13 protein-coding genes are annotated in these 17,570 nt (G+C 62.5%); 6 read left to right on the top strand and 7 right to left on the bottom strand.

Annotated features, from left to right (window positions below):
- Positions 1-35 precede the first annotated feature (35 nt).
- The 3 genes from AB5I84_RS13050 to AB5I84_RS13040 are packed head-to-tail and all read left to right on the top strand — an operon-like array spanning position 36 to position 5,003.
- On the top strand, positions 36-1,127 hold the full coding sequence (locus tag AB5I84_RS13050; protein WP_369456356.1) for an efflux RND transporter periplasmic adaptor subunit: 1,092 nt from the start codon (positions 36-38) through the stop codon (positions 1,125-1,127).
- Between the two features lie 6 nt (positions 1,128-1,133).
- Positions 1,134-4,196: an efflux RND transporter permease subunit gene (locus AB5I84_RS13045; protein WP_369456355.1), complete on the top strand. Its 3,063-nt coding sequence runs from the start codon at positions 1,134-1,136 to the stop codon at positions 4,194-4,196.
- A 54-nt stretch (positions 4,197-4,250) separates the two neighbouring features.
- Positions 4,251-5,003 (top strand): enhanced serine sensitivity protein SseB C-terminal domain-containing protein, encoded by a 753-nt coding sequence (locus tag AB5I84_RS13040; protein ID WP_369456354.1) that lies wholly within the window; start codon positions 4,251-4,253, stop codon positions 5,001-5,003.
- Between the two features lie 24 nt (positions 5,004-5,027).
- On the opposite strand, the gene ilvY is transcribed toward AB5I84_RS13040, so the two are convergent.
- Positions 5,028-5,918, bottom strand: a complete 891-nt coding sequence (gene ilvY, locus AB5I84_RS13035; RefSeq protein ID WP_369456353.1) for an HTH-type transcriptional activator IlvY — start codon at positions 5,916-5,918, stop codon at positions 5,028-5,030.
- Positions 5,919-6,043: 125 nt separating this feature from the next.
- Between ilvY and ilvC the strand changes: the two genes are divergently transcribed.
- Both ilvC and pssA read left to right on the top strand, forming a co-directional pair.
- A complete protein-coding gene (gene ilvC, locus AB5I84_RS13030; RefSeq protein WP_369456352.1) occupies positions 6,044-7,060 on the top strand; it encodes a ketol-acid reductoisomerase in 1,017 nt (338 codons plus the stop codon).
- A gap of 100 nt (positions 7,061-7,160) precedes the next feature.
- On the top strand, positions 7,161-7,949 hold the full coding sequence (pssA, locus tag AB5I84_RS13025) for a CDP-diacylglycerol--serine O-phosphatidyltransferase (protein ID WP_369456351.1): 789 nt from the start codon (positions 7,161-7,163) through the stop codon (positions 7,947-7,949).
- 15 nt (positions 7,950-7,964) lie between these two features.
- On the opposite strand, the gene AB5I84_RS13020 is transcribed toward pssA, so the two are convergent.
- From AB5I84_RS13020 to AB5I84_RS12995, 6 genes are all read right to left on the bottom strand, one after another.
- A complete protein-coding gene (locus tag AB5I84_RS13020; protein WP_369456350.1) occupies positions 7,965-10,256 on the bottom strand; it encodes a CHASE2 domain-containing protein in 2,292 nt (763 codons plus the stop codon).
- Positions 10,253-11,239, bottom strand: a complete 987-nt coding sequence (locus tag AB5I84_RS13015; RefSeq protein WP_369456349.1) for a FecR family protein — start codon at positions 11,237-11,239, stop codon at positions 10,253-10,255. The genes AB5I84_RS13020 and AB5I84_RS13015 overlap by 4 nt, the downstream gene beginning before the upstream one ends.
- The gene (locus AB5I84_RS13010) at positions 11,226-12,233 is read right to left on the bottom strand and encodes a fimbrial protein (protein WP_369456348.1); all 1,008 of its coding nucleotides are present in this window, start codon (positions 12,231-12,233) and stop codon (positions 11,226-11,228) included. The genes AB5I84_RS13015 and AB5I84_RS13010 overlap by 14 nt, the downstream gene beginning before the upstream one ends.
- Positions 12,226-14,730, bottom strand: coding sequence for a fimbria/pilus outer membrane usher protein (locus tag AB5I84_RS13005; RefSeq protein WP_369456347.1), 2,505 nt, complete (start codon positions 14,728-14,730; stop codon positions 12,226-12,228). The genes AB5I84_RS13010 and AB5I84_RS13005 overlap by 8 nt, the downstream gene beginning before the upstream one ends.
- Positions 14,731-14,758: 28 nt before the next feature.
- Positions 14,759-15,499 carry a fimbrial biogenesis chaperone gene (locus tag AB5I84_RS13000; RefSeq protein ID WP_369456346.1) on the bottom strand — a complete coding sequence of 247 codons (741 nt, stop codon included), beginning with the start codon at positions 15,497-15,499 and terminating at the stop codon, positions 14,759-14,761.
- Between the two features lie 62 nt (positions 15,500-15,561).
- Positions 15,562-16,110 (bottom strand): fimbrial protein, encoded by a 549-nt coding sequence (locus AB5I84_RS12995; RefSeq protein WP_369456345.1) that lies wholly within the window; start codon positions 16,108-16,110, stop codon positions 15,562-15,564.
- 336 nt (positions 16,111-16,446) lie between these two features.
- On the opposite strand from AB5I84_RS12995, the gene AB5I84_RS12990 reads away from it, so the two are divergent.
- Positions 16,447-17,217, top strand: a complete 771-nt coding sequence (locus AB5I84_RS12990) for a response regulator transcription factor (RefSeq protein ID WP_369456344.1) — start codon at positions 16,447-16,449, stop codon at positions 17,215-17,217.
- The last annotated feature ends 353 nt before the right edge of the window (positions 17,218-17,570 follow it).

Genomic DNA, 17,570 nt, shown 5'->3' with positions numbered 1-17,570 from the left:
GTTCATTCCGATGGACCCTGCCAAGGTAGGTCTCGATGAAGCCTGTCATCGCCCTCTGTGCACTCTCCCTGCTGGCGGCCTGCGCGCCGGCCCCCGAACCCACCGACACCGCCCCACGGCCGGTGCTGGTCACGCAGCCGGCCTCTAGCCAAGCGCTGCGTGAGGTGTACTCCGGTGAAGTGCGGGCGCGCTATGAGCCGGCACTTGGTTTCCGTGTGCCGGGCAAGATCACCCGCCTGCGGGTGGATGTCGGTGACAGTGTGCGGGCCGGCCAACCGCTGGCGGAGCTCAGCGATGACGATTTCCTGTTGCAGCGTAAAGCCGCCGAGGCGCGTTTGGCGGCAGCACGGGCGGACCGTGATTTGGCGCAGTCCGAATTGGAGCGGTTCCAGCCGCTGCTTGGCCGCCAGGTGATCAGCCAGTCTCAATATGACGCAGTGGAAAGCCGCTCGCGGGCTGCCGAAGCGGTGCTGGAGCAGGCGCAAGCAGACGTGCGCGTGGCCCGCAACCAAGCCGGTTATGCGACTCTTCGCGCCGACCAGGATGGTGTGATTGCTGCCCGCCAGGCCGAGGAAGGCCAGGTGGTTTCCGCCGGTCAGGTGGTATTCGTGCTCGCCACTGAGGGCGAGCGCGAGGTGCGTATCCATGTGCCGGAAAATGATGTGGCACGGGTGAAGGTGCAGCAGCCGGTGGAGGTGTCACTGTGGACCCGCCCCGAGGCCCGTTACCCCGCCCATGTGCGGCAAGTAGCGCCGGTGGCAGATCGGGCATCGCGCACCTATGAGCTGCGCATTGCACTGGACCAAGCGGTGCCGGGCATTGAGGTTGGCCAGAGCGCGCGGGTGTTCCTGTCCAGCCAGCGTGAGGGCGGCACCATGACGGTGCCGCTGTCAGCACTCAGCGCCGAGCGCGACCAGCCGTTCGTGTGGCGGGTGACGCCGGAGCAGGTCTTGGAGCAGGTGTTCGTGGCGGTGGGGCCTTACTTGGATGATCGAGTGCCGGTGCTGTCTGGGTTGGCCGCCGATGACTGGATTGTGGCTGCCGGCGGCCATCTGCTGGTGGCCGGCCAAGCGGTGCGTGCCGTGGACCGCAACAATCGCACGGTGACACCGGGCCACGGGGAGTAACCGCTGATGCGATTCAATCTTTCCGAATGGGCCCTCAACAACCGCCCGCTGGTGCTGTACGCGATGATGGTGCTGGCGTTGGTCGGCATCTTGTCCTACGGCAGTCTTGGCCAGAGCGAAGATCCGCCGTTCACCTTCAAGGTGATGGTGGTGACCACCGTGTGGCCGGGCGCCAGCGCTGAAGAAGTGTCGCGCCAAGTGACCGAGCGGGTGGAAAAGAAATTGATGGAGACCGGCGAGTTCGACCGTGTCATGTCATTTTCCCGCCCCGGTACTTCGCAGGTGATGTTTGTTGCTCGCGACAGCCTGCGCTCTTCACACATCCCCGAGCTGTGGTACCAGGTACGTAAGAAGATCGGCGATATCCGCCACACCCTGCCGGAAGGGGTGCAGGGACCGTTCTTCAACGATGAGTTCGGCACCACCTACGGCAATATCTACGCGCTCAGCGGCGCGGGTTTCGACTACGCCATCATGAAGGACTACGCCGAGCGCTTGCGGCTGCAACTGCAGCGGTTGCCGGACGTGGGTAAAGTCGAGCTGATCGGCCTGCAGGACGAAAAAATCTGGGTCGAGATCGACAACACCAAGGTGGCGTCACTGGGCGTGCCGCTGGTGCAGGTGATGCAGGGGCTGCAGAACCAGAACACCTTGGCCGAGGCAGGCTTTTTCGAGACCGGCAGTGACCGCGTGCGGCTGCGCACCAGCGGCGCTTTCCACAGCGTGGAGGACATTCGTTCGCTGCCGATTCAGGCCGGCGAGCGTACTTTCCGTCTTGGCGACATTGCCACCGTGCGCCGTGGCTACAGCGATCCGCCGGAGCCGCGCATGCGCTTCCTCGGCGATGACGCCATTGGCATTGCGGTGGCGATGAAAGACGGCGGCGATATCCTGCAACTCGGCAAAACGTTGGATCAAGCGTTCGGGACACTGCAGAACACGCTGCCGGCCGGCATGGAGCTGCGCAAGGTGTCCGACCAGCCGGCGGCAGTGCGGCAGGGCGTCGGCGAGTTCGTGCGGGTGCTGATTGAGGCGGTGACCATCGTGTTGCTGGTGAGCTTCTTCTCGCTGGGCCTGCGTACCGGCCTGGTGGTGGCACTGTCGATTCCGTTGGTGTTGGCGATGACCTTCGCCGCCATGCAGTTCTTCAATATTGGCCTGCATAAGATTTCTCTCGGCGCGCTGGTGTTGGCGCTGGGGTTGATGGTCGATGACGCCATCATCGCGGTGGAAATGATGGCGATCAAAATGGAGCAGGGACTGAGCCGCATCAAAGCAGCGAGCTTCGCCTGGACCAGCACCGCATTCCCGATGTTGACCGGTACCTTGATTACCGCTGCCGGTTTCCTGCCAATCGCCACCGCCAAGTCCGGCACTGGCGAGTACACCCGCTCGATTTTCGAAGTGGTGACGCTGTCGCTGCTGTTGAGCTGGATCGCGGCAGTGGTGTTCGTGCCCTACCTCGGCGCCAAACTATTGCCAGCGCTGGCCAAGCGCGACGCCAGCGGCCAAGTGCACGACCCTTACCAAAAACCCTTCTACCGCCGCTTCCGGCGGGTGGTGGAGTGGGTGGTGGATCATCGTGTGTTGGTGATCGTGCTGACAGTGATTGTGTTCATTTCTTCTCTGGCCATGTTCCGGTTGGTGCCGCAGCAGTTCTTCCCGCCGTCGGCGCGCTTGGAGTTGCTGGTGGACCTGAAACTGCCGGAAGGCGCCTCGTTGCGTGATACCGAGGCGGAAGCGCTGCGGTTGGAAAAAATGCTTGCTGAGCACGATGAGGTGGGGCACTACGTGGCCTATATCGGTGTGGGGTCGCCACGTTTCTACTTGCCGTTGGATCAGCAGTTGCCGGCCACCAGTTTTGCCCAGTTCGTGGTGCTGGCGGACGACATCAAGCAGCGCGAGCGCATCCGCGATTGGTTGATTCCGACGCTGGCGGAGCAGTTCCCGCATCTGCGTACCCGCGTAGCGCGGTTGGAAAACGGGCCGCCGGTGGGCTATCCGATCCAGTTGCGAGTGTCCGGTGAGCATGTGGACACCGTGCGTGACCATGCCCGTCAGTTGGCGGCACGAGTGACGCAGAATCCCCATGTCACCAACGTGCATTTGGACTGGCAGGAGCCGAGCAAGGTGGTGCGACTGCAGATCGATCAGGACCGTGCCCGGGCACTGGGCGTGACTTCGCTCGATCTGTCGCGCTCGCTGCAAAGCGCTATTTCCGGCATCCCGGTGAGCCAGTACCGGGAAGACAATGAGCTGATCGCCATCGAAGTGCGCGGTGCTGAATACGAACGCCACAGCTTGGCCCAGCTTGGCAACCTGGTGGTGCAGACCGGCAATGGTCGCAGCGTGCCGTTGTCGCAGGTGGCGACGCTGGAATACGGCTTCGAGGAAGGCATCATCTGGCACCGCAACCGGCTGCCGACGGTGACGGTGCGTGCCGACATTTACGGCCACGAGCAGCCGGCCACCATCGTCCAGCAGTTGCAGCCGGAACTGGCGGCGCTGCGCGATCAATTGCCGGACGGTTACTTGCTGGAAGTGGGCGGCACGGTGGAAGAGTCCCAGCGCGGGCAGGCGTCGGTGAATGCTGGTATGCCGCTGTTCCTGTTTGTGGTGTTCACGCTGCTGATGATCCAGCTGCGGCGTATTTCGCTCAGCGTGATGGTGTTCCTCACTGGCCCGCTGGGGTTGATCGGTGTCACCTGGTTCCTGCTGCTGTTCAATCAGCCGTTCGGGTTCGTCGCCATGCTTGGCACCATCGCGCTGTCCGGCATGATCATGCGTAACTCGGTGATTCTGGTAGACCAAATCCAGCAGGACTTGGCGCTTGGCCATGATCCCTGGCACGCGGTGGTGGATGCCACGGTGCGACGTTTCCGCCCGATCGTGCTCACCGCGCTGACCGCAGTGCTGGCCATGATCCCGCTGTCTCGCAGTGATTTCTTCGGTCCGATGGCGGTGGCGATCATGGGTGGTCTGTTGGTAGCCACGGTGCTCACGCTGATCTTCCTGCCGGCACTTTACGCCGCGTGGTTCCGCATCAAACGGCCTGCGGCCGACGCTTGATGGGGCCCGGTGGGGCGGGCACACTGTGCCCGCCCCGTTGTCTGGTACCCGCCCATGTCTGAACGTCCCGACCTGCTGGAGCAGGCCTTGATCGCTGCCGTCGATGATGCCGACGCGCGTCCCCGTTTCTATCAATGCTTGCTGGATGCTGATGTCTATGTGCTGATGCGTGGCCAAGGCGACACCGCCAGCCTAGTGCATTGGGGACGCGAGCAAGGCGGCGCCGTGGTACCACTGTTTTCGTCATTGTCGTTGCTGCAACAGGCGGTCACCGGCGCCGCCGATTACCTGCGGTTGCCGGCGCTGGAATTGTTTGCCCGCACCGAAGGGCTCGATCTGGTGCTTAACCCCGGCGCATCCCACAGTAAAGAATTGCTGGCGGATGAGGTGCGTGCCCTGCAGGCGGGCCGGCTCGGTGGTGTACAGCGCCGTGACCAGCATGCTGCGGACTTACGTCTTGGCCAGCCGGAGCACATGCCGGAGTTGTTCCTCAACGCGGTGCGGCGGTTGCTGATTGATGAAAAGTCAGTACAGCGCGCGTGGTTTGCGTTGCTGCGTGAGCAGGATGAAGCGGAACCCGCCTATTTGATCGGCCTCGAAACACGCGCTGATTTTGACGCGCTGGCGCAGCGTGTTGGGCCGGAGGCGGCGGAGCATCTGCCCGATGGGCGTGATCTAGATCTGGTGCCGGTCGTACCGGGCGAGCCGGGGCCGGCGGCTTATTTCCTGACCGAACCCGGCGCGTTGTTTTTCGATCGCGCACAGGTACGTGCGCAGCTGCAGGGGCTGTTCCCCGACGCCGACTAAGACGGTGCAGAGCGGTGCAGGGGCTCAGCGCCCCTGCGCCAACTGCTGCCAAAACGCATTGATTAACGGCTCATCCAGCCGCTTTTCCAGCGTAAATACACCCACCTCATAAGGCGCCAGCTTCGGGCGCACATCCAACACGCGGATGCGACTCGCCAGCGGGCTGTTATCCAGCACGATCTGCGGCACCACCCCGACACCGAAGCCCAAGCTGACCATACTGACGATCGCTTCGTTGCCGCTGACCTGCGCATAGATATGTGGGCGGATCTGGTGTTCGCGGAACCAGCGGTCAGTGCGCTCGCGCGCCAGTCCGGCTTCCGAAAGGATCATCGGCACCTCCTGCCAGGCGCTGCGGTCGCTGCCGTTTTGCAGCCGATCCCCCATTTGCGGCGGACTGGCGGGGGCGATGAACAGCAGCGCCGAGCGAGTGATCGGGTGGAACGCCACGTTGGCCGGGAGGTGGTCCGGGTGGGCGCCGATGGCGATGTCCTCGGCGCCGCTGAGCACATGCTCCACCGCCCGTGCCGGGTCGCCGGTATGCAGTTTCAATTCAATGCGCGGGTACTGGTGGCGGAAGGTGGACAACATATCGTGCAGAAAGCTGTAGCTGGCGGTCACCGAGCAGTACAGGCTCAACTCGCCTTGTAGCACCGTCTGTTCATCCTGCAGGGCTTGCCGCACCGCGTGCCAGTCAGCCAGTGCTTGCCGAGCGTAGTCGCGGAAACGCTCACCCTCGCGGGTGAGATGGACGCTACGGTTGTCGCGGTAGAACAGCGTAACGCCGAGCTCGGTTTCCAGCTGACGGATGCTGCGGCTAAGCGCCGACGGGCTGACATGGCATAAGCGACTGGTGCGACCGAAGTGCAGGGTGTCGGACAGGGTCAGGAACAACTGGAGCGGTCGAGTATCCATCTGGTGTTCCAATAATCGGCACGTGGTGTTGCATATATATCATTTTACGCAACAAGGCCAATGCCCTATGGTATCCGCCACGGTACCCGAGACCGCCCCATCCACTGCTTTCAGGGTTTGATGCCATGCAAGTGTATTACGACAAAGACTGTGATCTCTCCATCATCCAGGGCAAGAAAGTTGCCATCATCGGTTACGGCTCCCAGGGCCACGCCCACGCCTGCAACCTGAAAGATTCCGGCGTGGATGTCACCGTTGGCCTGCGCGCCGGTTCCTCTTCAGTCGCCAAGGCAGAAGCCCACGGCCTGAAAGTATCCGACGTGAAAAGCGCAGTATCTGCGGCGGACCTGGTAATGATCCTGACCCCGGACGAATTCCAGGGCCAGCTGTACCGCGACGAAATCGAGCCGAACCTGAAGCAGGGCGCGACCCTGGCATTCGCCCACGGTTTCTCCGTGCACTACAACCAAGTGGTGCCGCGCAAAGACCTGGACGTGATCATGGTGGCGCCGAAAGCCCCGGGTCACACGGTGCGCTCGGAGTTCGTTAAAGGTGGCGGTATTCCTGACCTGGTGGCGATCTACCAAGACGCGTCCGGCAATGCCAAGAACGTGGCGCTGTCCTACGCCTCCGGCGTGGGCGGCGGCCGCACCGGCATCATCGAAACCACCTTCAAAGACGAGACCGAAACCGACCTGTTCGGCGAGCAAGCGGTACTGTGCGGTGGCGCAGTAGAGCTGGTTAAAGCTGGTTTCGAAATCCTGGTTGAAGCGGGCTACGCGCCGGAAATGGCCTACTTCGAGTGCCTGCACGAACTGAAGCTGATCGTCGACCTGATGTACGAAGGCGGCGTGGCCAACATGAACTACTCGATCTCCAACAACGCTGAGTACGGCGAGTACGTGACCGGTCCGGAAGTCATCAACGACGAATCCCGTGCTGCCATGCGCAACGCCCTGAAGCGCATCCAAAACGGTGAATATGCCAAGATGTTCATCGCCGAAGGTCAGCTGGGCTACCCGTCCATGACCGCTGCACGCCGCAACAACGCGGCACACCCGCTGGAGCAAGTGGGCGAGCAGCTGCGTGCCATGATGCCCTGGATCCAAGCCAACAAGATCGTGGACAAGAGCAAAAACTGATACGCTTGCGCTCACGATTGCGGTACAAAAGCGCGGCCTTCGGGCCGCGTTTTTTGTATCAGCCTGATGCCAGGCGATTGGGATGACCACGGAGTGACCCATGACGGACCCACAACAGACCCCGCCCGCGGATGAGCAGATTGAATTCGAGGTAATCGAGCAGGCGCCGGACCGCGCCGGCCACCGCCATCGCGGCGTTTACCTGCTGCCGAACCTGTTCACCACTGCGGCGTTGTTCTCCGGTTTCTACGCCATCTTGGCGTCCATGAACGGGCAGTTCATCCATGCGGCAGTGGCCATCTTGGTGGCCGGCATCCTCGACGGCATGGACGGCGGCGTGGCGCGCCTGACCAATACTCAGAGCCAGTTCGGCGCTGAGTACGACTCGCTGTCCGATTGTGTAGCGTTCGGCGTGGCGCCGGGGGTAATGGCCTACGCGTGGGCGATGAGCGACCTGGGTAATTTTGGTCGGGCGGCGGCGTTTATCTATGTGGCCTGTGCGGCATTGCGGCTGGCGCGCTTCAACGTGCAAGCGGCCAGCTCCGACAAGCGCTACTTCACTGGCTTGCCGTCTCCGAGCGGTGCTGGGGTGGTGGCGATGACGGTCTGGGTCGGTGCCAGCCGTGGTTTTGATGGCACTGACATCAGCTACTTGGTGGCGTTCATGACCGCAGCGGCGGGCATCCTGATGGTGTCGCCGATTCGTTACCACAGTTTCAAAGAATTCCGCATCGGCCGGGTGCCGTTCAAAATGTTGCTCGCAGCGATCGTGGCGTTTGCCATCGTGTTTGTGGACCCGCCGTTAGTGCTGGCCACCGTGGCGGCGGCTTATGTGCTGTCCGGCCCGGTGCTGGCAGTCCTGCCGAACCTGCGCCGCCAACGCGGCTGATCGCCGCCGGGCGGCTCACTCGGGCCGCCCGTTCTCCAGCGGGAAGCGCAGTGTGAAGACGGCGCCGCCGCTGGCACTGTTCTGGCAATGCACACCGCCGCCATGCTTGGCCATCACGGTGTGGACAAACGCCAATCCCAGTCCTGCTCCTTCCGTGCCCAAGGCACCGATGCCGCGCTGATACAGTTCGAACAGCTTGGCTTGATCGCTGCTCGCCACGCCTGGCCCTTGGTCTTCCACTTCGCACTCGGCCCAGCGGCCGCGCCGCACCAAACGCACCTGCACCGCAGTGTGTGCCGGGCTGTACTTGATGGCGTTGTCGAGCAAGTTCACCAGTGCGCGCGCCACCAACGCGCGGTCGGCCTGTACCGCCAGATTGTCGTCCAGCTCATCGCAATGCAGCGCGATGTGCTTTTGCCGCGCTTGGGGCCAAACCCGGTCTACCGCATCCAGCACCAGATTGGCGAGCAGCACCGGGGAGAGCGCCGGTGGGGTGTATTCCGCTTTGGCGTATTGGGTGAAGCCGTCCACCAGTTGCAACGTGTGGTGCAGTTGCTGGCGCAACCGCTGATAGAGCGTCGGTGCTGGCAGTGGATTGCTGCTGCCTTGCAAGTCGAGCAATGCCAACATGCTGGCCTGCGGTGCTTTCAAGTCGTGGGACAGAAATCGCAGCATGTGCGCGCGCTGTTGCGCTGCCTGGCGTTCGGCGCTGAGGTCCACCACGCATACCAGCCACAGCGTGCTGGCGGATGGCGGCATGTGCGAGTGCAGCGGCGACACTTCTAACCGCACGGTACGGCCGCGGCGGTCGATGAACTCCTCCCCATCCCAACTGGCGATCTGCGCTGGCCCGTGGCTGAGGTCGAGGAAGTCCGGCACCCGCGTTTCCGGCATCTGCGTCAGCAGCCGTTCACGCAGTGTCCAGTGGTCGCTGGTGTGCGGGCAGTGGCTCCACTGGTGGGCGCGCCGGCTCACTGCCAGTACTCGCCCACTGGGATCGACTAAGAAGGTTTCCAGCGGCAGGGAGTCGAGCATATTGCCGATGAAACGCCGTGACGCCCGCAGTTCGTGGATGCCGTGCTCCAGATGCATGATGCGGTCCACCAACGAGCGGGGATAGGTCTCCTGCGCTGGCGAGGACGGCGGCAGCACCGACGGTTCTTTCTTCAGTGTCAGCAGTTCTTGGTCGAACCAGTTCAACACCGCCGTCTGACTGCGCCACCACCACAGCAAGTAGGCCGCCACTAGGCCCAGCAACGCCGCCGCCGGCGGCCACCATAGGCCGGCCCGCAGCAGCGCGGCGCTGGTGGCCAGCGTCAGCAATGCAGTGAGCAGTGCCCACAGATGCACTGCGCGCCAGCCACTCAGCCACAGCGCCGTCATGAACAGCAGCGCCGGCAGTGCGCTGAGCCAGCGCGTCAGCGGTGGCGGCACCTCGGTCACCAGCTGGCCGGCCAGCAGCGCGTTCAACAAATGGGCCTGGATTTCCACGCCGGGCATGCTGCCGTATTGCCCAGACGTGGGCACCGGGTAGCGGTCGCCGAGGCCGGCGGCGGTGGCGCCGACCAGTACCACGCGGTCTTTCAACAGGCTGTCCGGTACCCGACCGGCAAGGACGTGATGGTAGGAAATGGTCGGGAAGGCGCCCGGCGAGCCTTGAAACGGCACCATCACCGGCCCGGCTTCAGCCTGCTGACGCAACTCGGTGGACACCGGGTACAGCGCTTGAAACAGGGTCCAGGTGATTTGCGGCCAGGCCGGCGGGCCACGATCCAGCAGCGCCAGGCGGCGGATGACACCATCGGTGTCGGCGGTGAACTCGATGTGGCCGACTCCCGCCGCGGCCTGCGCCAAGGGCGGCACGGGTGGCAGCAATGCGTAAGGCGGGGACGGCGAGCGCACCCCCGGTATGAACACCGGCGTGCCGGCGCGCAGGGCGGTGGCAAGATCAGTGTCACTGTCGCTCGGTTCGGCAAATACCAGATCCATCAACACCGCGCGCACGCCGGCGTTGTGCAGCTGCATCAGCAACTCGATGTGGCGGCTACGCGGCCACGGCCAACGGCCCAGCTGTTCGAGACTGGCGTTGTCGATGGCGACGATCAGCAGGCCCGGATCGCGTTGCTGCGGCTGCGTCTTCAGCAACTGATCATGGACAAGGTGGTTGAAACGCCAGCTGCCGGAGTTTTCCACTAATACCGCCACCAGCATTGCCAGCAGCGTGACCAGAACAGCTTGTTGCAAGAATTGGCGGGCCAGGGCGCGTCGCCGCTTCGGCGGCAACGCCGACCAAGGCAGGTCACTCATGGGGCTCGTTGCTGCCAGAGCACATGCAGGGCGATCTGACCTTCGATGCCGTGCTCATCCAGTGCCGATACGCGCAAGTACAGCGCCGGCTCGGTGACCTGCTGCAGCACCACTTTCGGTTCGCTCACAGTATGTTCCTCCACCAGAGTGGTGAAACGTTGATCGCGGGCGCGCCCGATGCGATAGAACCGCGCGCCGGCCACCGGCTCCAGCTCGAGCTGCAGGCTGGTGCCGCGCCGCTGCCAGTTCTGCCGCAGTGCCGGGGCCGGTAGCAGCGGGCCTTGGAAATGCTGGTCGCCGCGTTGCCAATAGCCTTGGTTGTCTTGCAGCGGCTGAGCGTCGGCAGCCAGCGCTGGGAGGTCGAGCGCCACGGCACCGCTGAACACGCTCACGGCCAGACTTTGATCGGGCTGGTACTGGACTCGGAAGCGAGTGCCGCGTACGCCGATAATGCCGGCCGGGGTGTGCACCTGAAAACCGCCGAGTCGTTTCTGCGGCGCAATATGAGACTCCACCGCGCCGGCTTCTAGGGTCAGTTGAATGCTGTCATCGGCATGCACTAGACGCACTCGGGTCTGGGACGGAATCACCGCTTCGCTGCCGTCTGCAAACGACAGCACGAGGAACGCATCGACACCGGTCTGGAGGCGCACGTTGGCTTGCAGTAAGGCGTCATTTTCCAGGGCACGGAGATCCGCGTCGGTGAGCAGCCAGGCGTCGCCCTGCACGTGGGTCACCTGGGCCACCGGCGGGGGTGTCAATGACAGTAGGGTGCCGGGCGGCAGTTGGTGGACGTCGGTGATGCGGTTGTAACGCGCGAGATCGCTCCAGCGGTCGGCATCGCCCCAATAGTGTTCGGCCAGCGTCCACAGCGTATCCCCGGGTAAAACCCGGTGTTGGTCGGTAGCCAGAGCCGTCAGCGGCCCCAGCAACATCAGCAATCCGATCAGGACACAGCGCTGCAGCGTATCAGTTGTATTCAATGGTGAAGGTTGCACGGGCCTGTGTGTCTCCAGCCTGTACTGCGGGTGCAGTTTGGTAGTAGCGGGCTTGCAGCGGCACGGTAACGGTGCGTAGGTCTGGCGTATCCAGCGTGGCCACGGTGAGTGGCTGCTGCTGCCGAATGGGTTCGCCATTGGCGGTCAGCAACTGTATACCGACGCCGGAGGCGCTGCCGGCACCACCGTCCAAGCGGATTACGCCGGGCACGTTGGCTGGGTCCGGGGTGTAGTCGAATGACAGCTTGACCACATCGCGCCCCGCGGAGGGGCCGCTGCAAGTGAGCTGAACATCGAATTCCCGTGTTTGGTGGGTGCTGCCGACGCCGGTAAAGCGGCCGCGATACATGCTGTCGAAGTTGACCGCGATATTTTTCGATCCAGCATCGACGAAGCAGGCGGACGACACAATGGTGATGGCGTTGGCAGTGAGGCTCGTGGTCAGCAGCGGCCGCGAGGGGCCGGTGCCTTCGGTGTAGTAGTTGGTATAGCGGCCGCTGGCGAGACTGCCGGAGCCAGTGTTCTCGGCAATTTTGATCACTTCGACAGTGAAATAGCCTTGCGCCAGATGGCGGCGGTCATTGCTGCGCAGCGCAATGTTGTGTGGGTAGTACACATCTTGGGCCGGTGTGGTTCCAGATGCATTCAAGCGCCGCGCTAGGCGGATGCCAATGCCCGGCACGTCGGTGGTGTAGGTGTTCGAGACGGTACCCGCCGGCTGCCCTTGCAGCATGTCGCCGAGCGCACTGCCGCCGCGCCGGTCACAGGTCACGATCACTTGATTGTTGCTTCCGTTAATTGGGAATTCCTTACGTGCCAGCACCTGACCGATGACGGCGTCTGGCCGCACAATCACCTGGCCGACACGCATGTCGATGTCCTGATAGCGGTAGCCGTTTGTTACGTCGCAGCGGGCCCAGGCGCCTTCGGCAATCAGCAGCGCTGGCAGCGCCGCGCAGGCAAGTAGAGATTTATTCACAGATTGTCTCCTGGCGCTGGTAGGCGGTAGCACCGGCATCGACCTGGGGTATGCGGAACTGCAGTCGGCACTGACTGCTGGCGTCGGCGCCCCAGCGGATTTGCAGTTGGCCCGCGCTGGCATCAGTGCGCAGGAACACCACTCCACCCTGACCGACTAGGCCCACCGGCTGCGACTCCGCATCCGTGACCTGGGCTCCGAATGGCGCCGGTTTGCCGTCCGTCATACGCACTTTCAACAGCAGCGGTTGCCCGGTGCGCGTATCGAAGCGAAGTCGCGCGACGGCGCCGGCGTAAGGTGCCACGACTTGCTGGTTGGTACGCAGCTCTACCTGGTGGGACATCGAGCCCGGCTCCAACGTTACCGTGTTCAGACGGTAGGGCGATACATAGGGCACCAGCGCATAACCCCTGCGATCCACTTTTACGCCTTGGGCATTAAGCACTTCAGCGCCGCGCGCGTCCGGTGCTTCGATCAGCACCATGGTGTCGCCGCGTTGCGGCGCCAGCGTGATGCCGCCGGCGTGGCCCACCAAGCTGCCGCTGACGCCGGCGCTGGTTTGGCGGTATTCGGTGCTCTGGCTGTGCGAAGCGCGCAGTGACGCATAGGGGGCGCGGTACTCGGCGCTCAGCTCACCGGTGGTGGCGCTGCCACGGCTGTCGGCCACGGTGACGTTGTAGTTCAGGTTTTGGTTATGCAGCGCCGAGCCGGACAAGCCCAAACGGCCGCTGTCATAGTCGCTGTCACGCTGGGTCAGGCTGGTGCTCAGGGTCGGACGGCTGCGCACGTAGTCGAGTGGCACTGACATGGTGAAGCTGTAAAGGGTGTCGCGCTCGCCCAGTTGATACTCGGTTTGTTGCACCGACACGCTATAGGAAATGTTCTCGTAGCGGTTGTTGTAGCCGAACTGATATTGAGTGGCGCGGCCGCGCTCGCGCCAGTAATCGCGCACTGAACCGGTGACGTACAGCGCGCCCCAGCGACCGCCGAGATTTTGGTTCAGGGTCAGCTGGAATTCACTGCGTTGCCGGCGCAGCGCGTCCAGCGACAGTTGGTTGCGTTCCAGCTCCATGGCACTCAGTGCGTCGCGGAACGACAGGTAGCCGGCGGTGGAATAGCGGTAGGCCGCAACGGTGATGTTGGTGCCCATTTCCGGCAACAGTTTGCTGTAACCGAGCTTGTAACTTTGGCCGGAGCGGTTGGCATGGCGCTCGAAACGGCTGGTGGCGTGGGTGATGTCGAACGAGAAGGCACCGATCGGGGTGCCGAGGGCGGCGCCGCCGAGCCAGGAGAAGTAATCATCGCTGGCGGTGCCGCCGCTGTAGGCGGTCAGGCGGTTGGACAGACCGTATTGATAAGTACCCTGAGCCATCCATGGCGACCGCGATAATTGCGATTCGCGCACGGTGCCGGTGGTGAATTGATAACGCGATTGGCCGTCGCGCAGCATCTGCGGCACTGAAGCATAGGGCACCATGAAGCGCTGCACCCGGCCATCCGCCTCGCGCACCATCACTTCCAGGTCACCGCCGTAGCCGGTGGCGTACAAATCGTCCACCACGAACGGCCCGGGCGGCACTGTGCTCTGGTAAATCACCTGGCCGTTTTGGCGGATTTCCACCAACGCATTGGTATCGGCGAGGCCGCGCACCACCGGGGCGTAGCCGCGCTGGGAGTCCGGCAGCATGCGGTCATCGGAGACCAAACTGACGCCGCGGTAGCCGACGCTGTCAAACAGCTGGCCGTCGGTGTAACTCTCGCCCAGCGTCAACACACCCTGGATGCTCGGCAGTGGCCGGCGCAGATAAGTAGCGGTGCGCTGCCAGTGGCTGCTTTCACCACTGATTGCTTGCACGCTGGAGTCGTGACGCAGCTGCCACGGACCGAGGTTTACGCCAGCATTGAACATGCCGTAAACGCTGTCGCGGCGTGAGCGCATATCGGTGCCAATGCGCTCGGAGTGGAACGCATTGATGTTGTAGCTGAGAAATCCGGCATTGATGCCCGGGTCCCATTGGTCTGGCGCCACATAGCCGCGCGGATTGCGTGACATCTGCGCTTGCGGCACATGCAGATCGAGCCGCAAACGGCTGGAGTCGAATTCGGTGCGTGCGTCCGGCAGCCAGCTGGTCAGCGGCTGACAAACATCGGTTTCAGCGCTGGCGAGTGCGGCCGGATCGACGCCGTAATTGAGCAGCGTGTCGCGTTCGAAACAGGTTTGGGCCTGGACCTGCGCTGCCGGCACTCGGAATGCCAACAAATTGCGTCCCTGCCACCGGCCGTTCACATACACATCAAGGTAGTAGTCACCGGCCAGCACCGGGTTGCCGCGCTGGTAGTGAGTAAGGTCCACGTGCTGCGCGTTACCACGCAGAAACTGGCTGTTGAAATTGGCGGCAATCCTTTCCTGCTGTGCTTGTGCCAGCGCAGGTAACAGCGTCAGCAGCAGGGCGGCCGTGGTGGCCGTCTCGGCGCGGCGAACCAAAAGCGAAAGCATGTGGTTAGGCCTCGGCAGCAGTAACGAATCAGGGCTGGGTAAGTTGCGCATCCCGCGTCACCCGTCCGCCGTAATCATTGATGTAAGTGAAGCGCAGTTGTCGCGGGTAGACGCCGGTCGGCAGCGGCAGCGCCAAGCGGCTGCCTGGGGCCAGCATGCCGTCATCAAAGGCCAGCGGGTTGGCGCCGTCGGCAGTCATCGCATCCACTTGAGTCAGGGTGACGTAAAACGGCGTTGGGTTATGGGCTTCGATGCCGCGGCCGCCATCGGCCACAGTCCAGCGCAATTTCATGCCTGATTCATTCGGGTGCTGTGACGCCAAAGCTGCCGGACGGTAGAACAGCTTCACGCGCGAGCGGATCGCCAACTGCAGAATGTTCTGCGGCTGGTTCGCATCGGCAGAACGCTCCGGGGCCGGCGGTACATCAAGAATATTTAGCCAAAACACCGATTCACGATCGGTTGGCAAACTGTCATCGCCGAGAAATGTCAGGCGCAGAATTTGACCACCGCCGGGCTCGACACGGGAAAGCGGCGGCAAGATTAGGAACGGCACATCACTGTCGTCGGGCTGGGCATTGCTGTCGCCGCGGTCGATCCACGCCTGCATCAATGACGGGCTATCACCCTGGTTGCTGATCTGCACACTGACTTCGCGGGCGTCGCTGGGGTAGATCACCCGCGTGCCGCCAATAATGAGTGCTGCGTGGGAAGCCAATGGCGAACAGGCGCCAAGCAATGCGATGACGCACAGCCAACGAGCCAACATAGTGTGGTCCTGCGGTTGAGCGGAAGGGTGGGCCGGCCGCAGTTGCGGCCGACCCGGCGCCATCACTGGTAGATGATGGTGTATTGCACGCTGGTGGTGACGTCGCCGGCGCCAGCAGCGTCGGTGGCGTAGTACTCGGCGTAGTAGTTCAAGTCGGCAGCTTCGCCATCGTTGGCTACGTCAACCCATTGGGAGTTGGTTTGAGCGCCATTGCTGGTGGCCGCCAGAACCGGCAGCGGGTTGTTGTTGGAACCGAGCAGTTGGATCTGAACATTGGTGGCGCCAGCAGAAGCTTGGTTCAGCAGACGGCCGGTTTCGAAATCAACCGTGGGGCCCGGCTCGAAGTAGGTGGCCACTTTGCCTTTTGAGCAATTTTCCAGGTTGATCGCGAACGGAGTGCGGCCGGCGACAGCGCCTGCAGCAGACAGGGTGCCGGTGGAAACGGTCGGCAGGGTAACGGTGAAGTCTTTGCCGCCCGGGGTGACGATGTCACAGGTCTGGTCGGTGATTTTGCCGTTGAAAGTAATGGTGCCGTCGGCAGCCATGGCAACGCCGGAACCAAGGAGACCGGCAGCCAGTGCAGCCAGAGACAAGCTGGTGAACTTTTTCATGGAATCCATCCAATCGTGAGTAAGGGGGGTGGGCGTTTTCAGCGCCGGGACACAACACCTCCCGCCCATCGCAGTGACTCGGCACAGGCCAAGCTTGGGACCGGCTGAAGGCGCGGCGAAGCATGGCAAGAGCGGTTACTGTTTCTCAACGTGGTGTAACAATTGTTCACGGGCCGTAGATGTTTTTTAAACTTTGCGATGCTGGTTTAATGAAGATTGACGCCGCTTTTGCATTTTTTACGGTTTGTCCAGATGACAAAGCGCGCGCCGAAGCGACAAGGATTCGCGTATTTCTCGCCACGCATGGCGTGTCTTTGCAGGGATGGAACTGCTGTCATGTTCATAGCTGTACTTGATGACGACCCGGAGATTGTTCGCCAACTCCAGTTGGTGTTGTGTGAGCTGCCGGTACGCGGTGTGGATATCCGTGTTGATGCCCACGGCACTTGTCATGCTTTCCGCCAAGCGCTGCGGCGCAGCACCTATGATCTTGTGATCCTCGATTGGGAGTTGCCGGACGGGACCGGCATCGAGCTGCTGAGTTGGATGCGGCTCTATCTCGCCGCCTTGCCGCCCACCATGTTGCTGACGGTGCGTAACAGCGAAGAGGATGTAGTAGAGGCGCTGAGCCAGGGTGCCGATGACTACATTAGTAAGCCGCTCCGTCCCCAGGAGCTGAAAGCCCGCGCCATGACCGTGCTGCGTCACCATGGTCGGTTGCCGATGCCAGCGCGGGCGCCGCAAGACTGTTACGGCGATATCTGCTTCGACCCGCGCGGCCAGACGGTGATGCGGGCAGGCGAGCAGGTAGCCATGACCCACCAAGAGTGGCGACTTGCCCACCTGTTGTTCAGCAATATCGACCGGCCGCTGTCTCGCGGCTATATCTATGAACGGATCTGGGGTGGTGAAGAGCACCATTCCACCCGCACCCTTGATGTCCATATCTACCGGGTGCGCCGCAAGCTAGATTTGGTGGCCGAGCGCGGCTGGCAGTTGGCGGCGGTATATGGATACGGGTACCGACTGCGGCATTTTGGCATCGAAGAGCTGCCAGAAACCGAAAGTGGGTGGGAAGAACGCTGGATGGATCGCTCCGCTGAGTAAAAAACAGCCTGCAACATCTTGATTTATGGTCAATAAATGGCCGAAAGCGGGGTTNACTGCGGCATTTTGGCATCGAAGAGCTGCCAGAAACCGAAAGTGGGTGGGAAGAACGCTGGATGGATCGCTCCGCTGAGTAAAAAACAGCCTGCAACATCTTGATTTATGGTCAATAAATGGCCGAAAGCGGGGTTTTCGGTCAAAAGGTGAACACTTGATGGAAAAGGCAAAAAAAAGTGTTGACCCCCTCGGGAAACTCCCTAGAATGCGCATCCACAACGACGGCACACACCGCCACGGGGAAACAGCCCAAACGGTGAATTGAACGTCGCGCTCTTTAACAATCAGGCAGACAA

Origin of the sequence: Alcanivorax sp. REN37, assembly GCF_041102775.1 — a bacterium.
Taxonomy (GTDB): Bacteria; Pseudomonadota; Gammaproteobacteria; order Pseudomonadales; family Alcanivoracaceae; genus Isoalcanivorax; species Isoalcanivorax beigongshangi.
The sequence above is the reverse complement of the archived record's forward strand: the minus strand, read 5'-3'. Positions and strand labels throughout refer to the sequence as shown.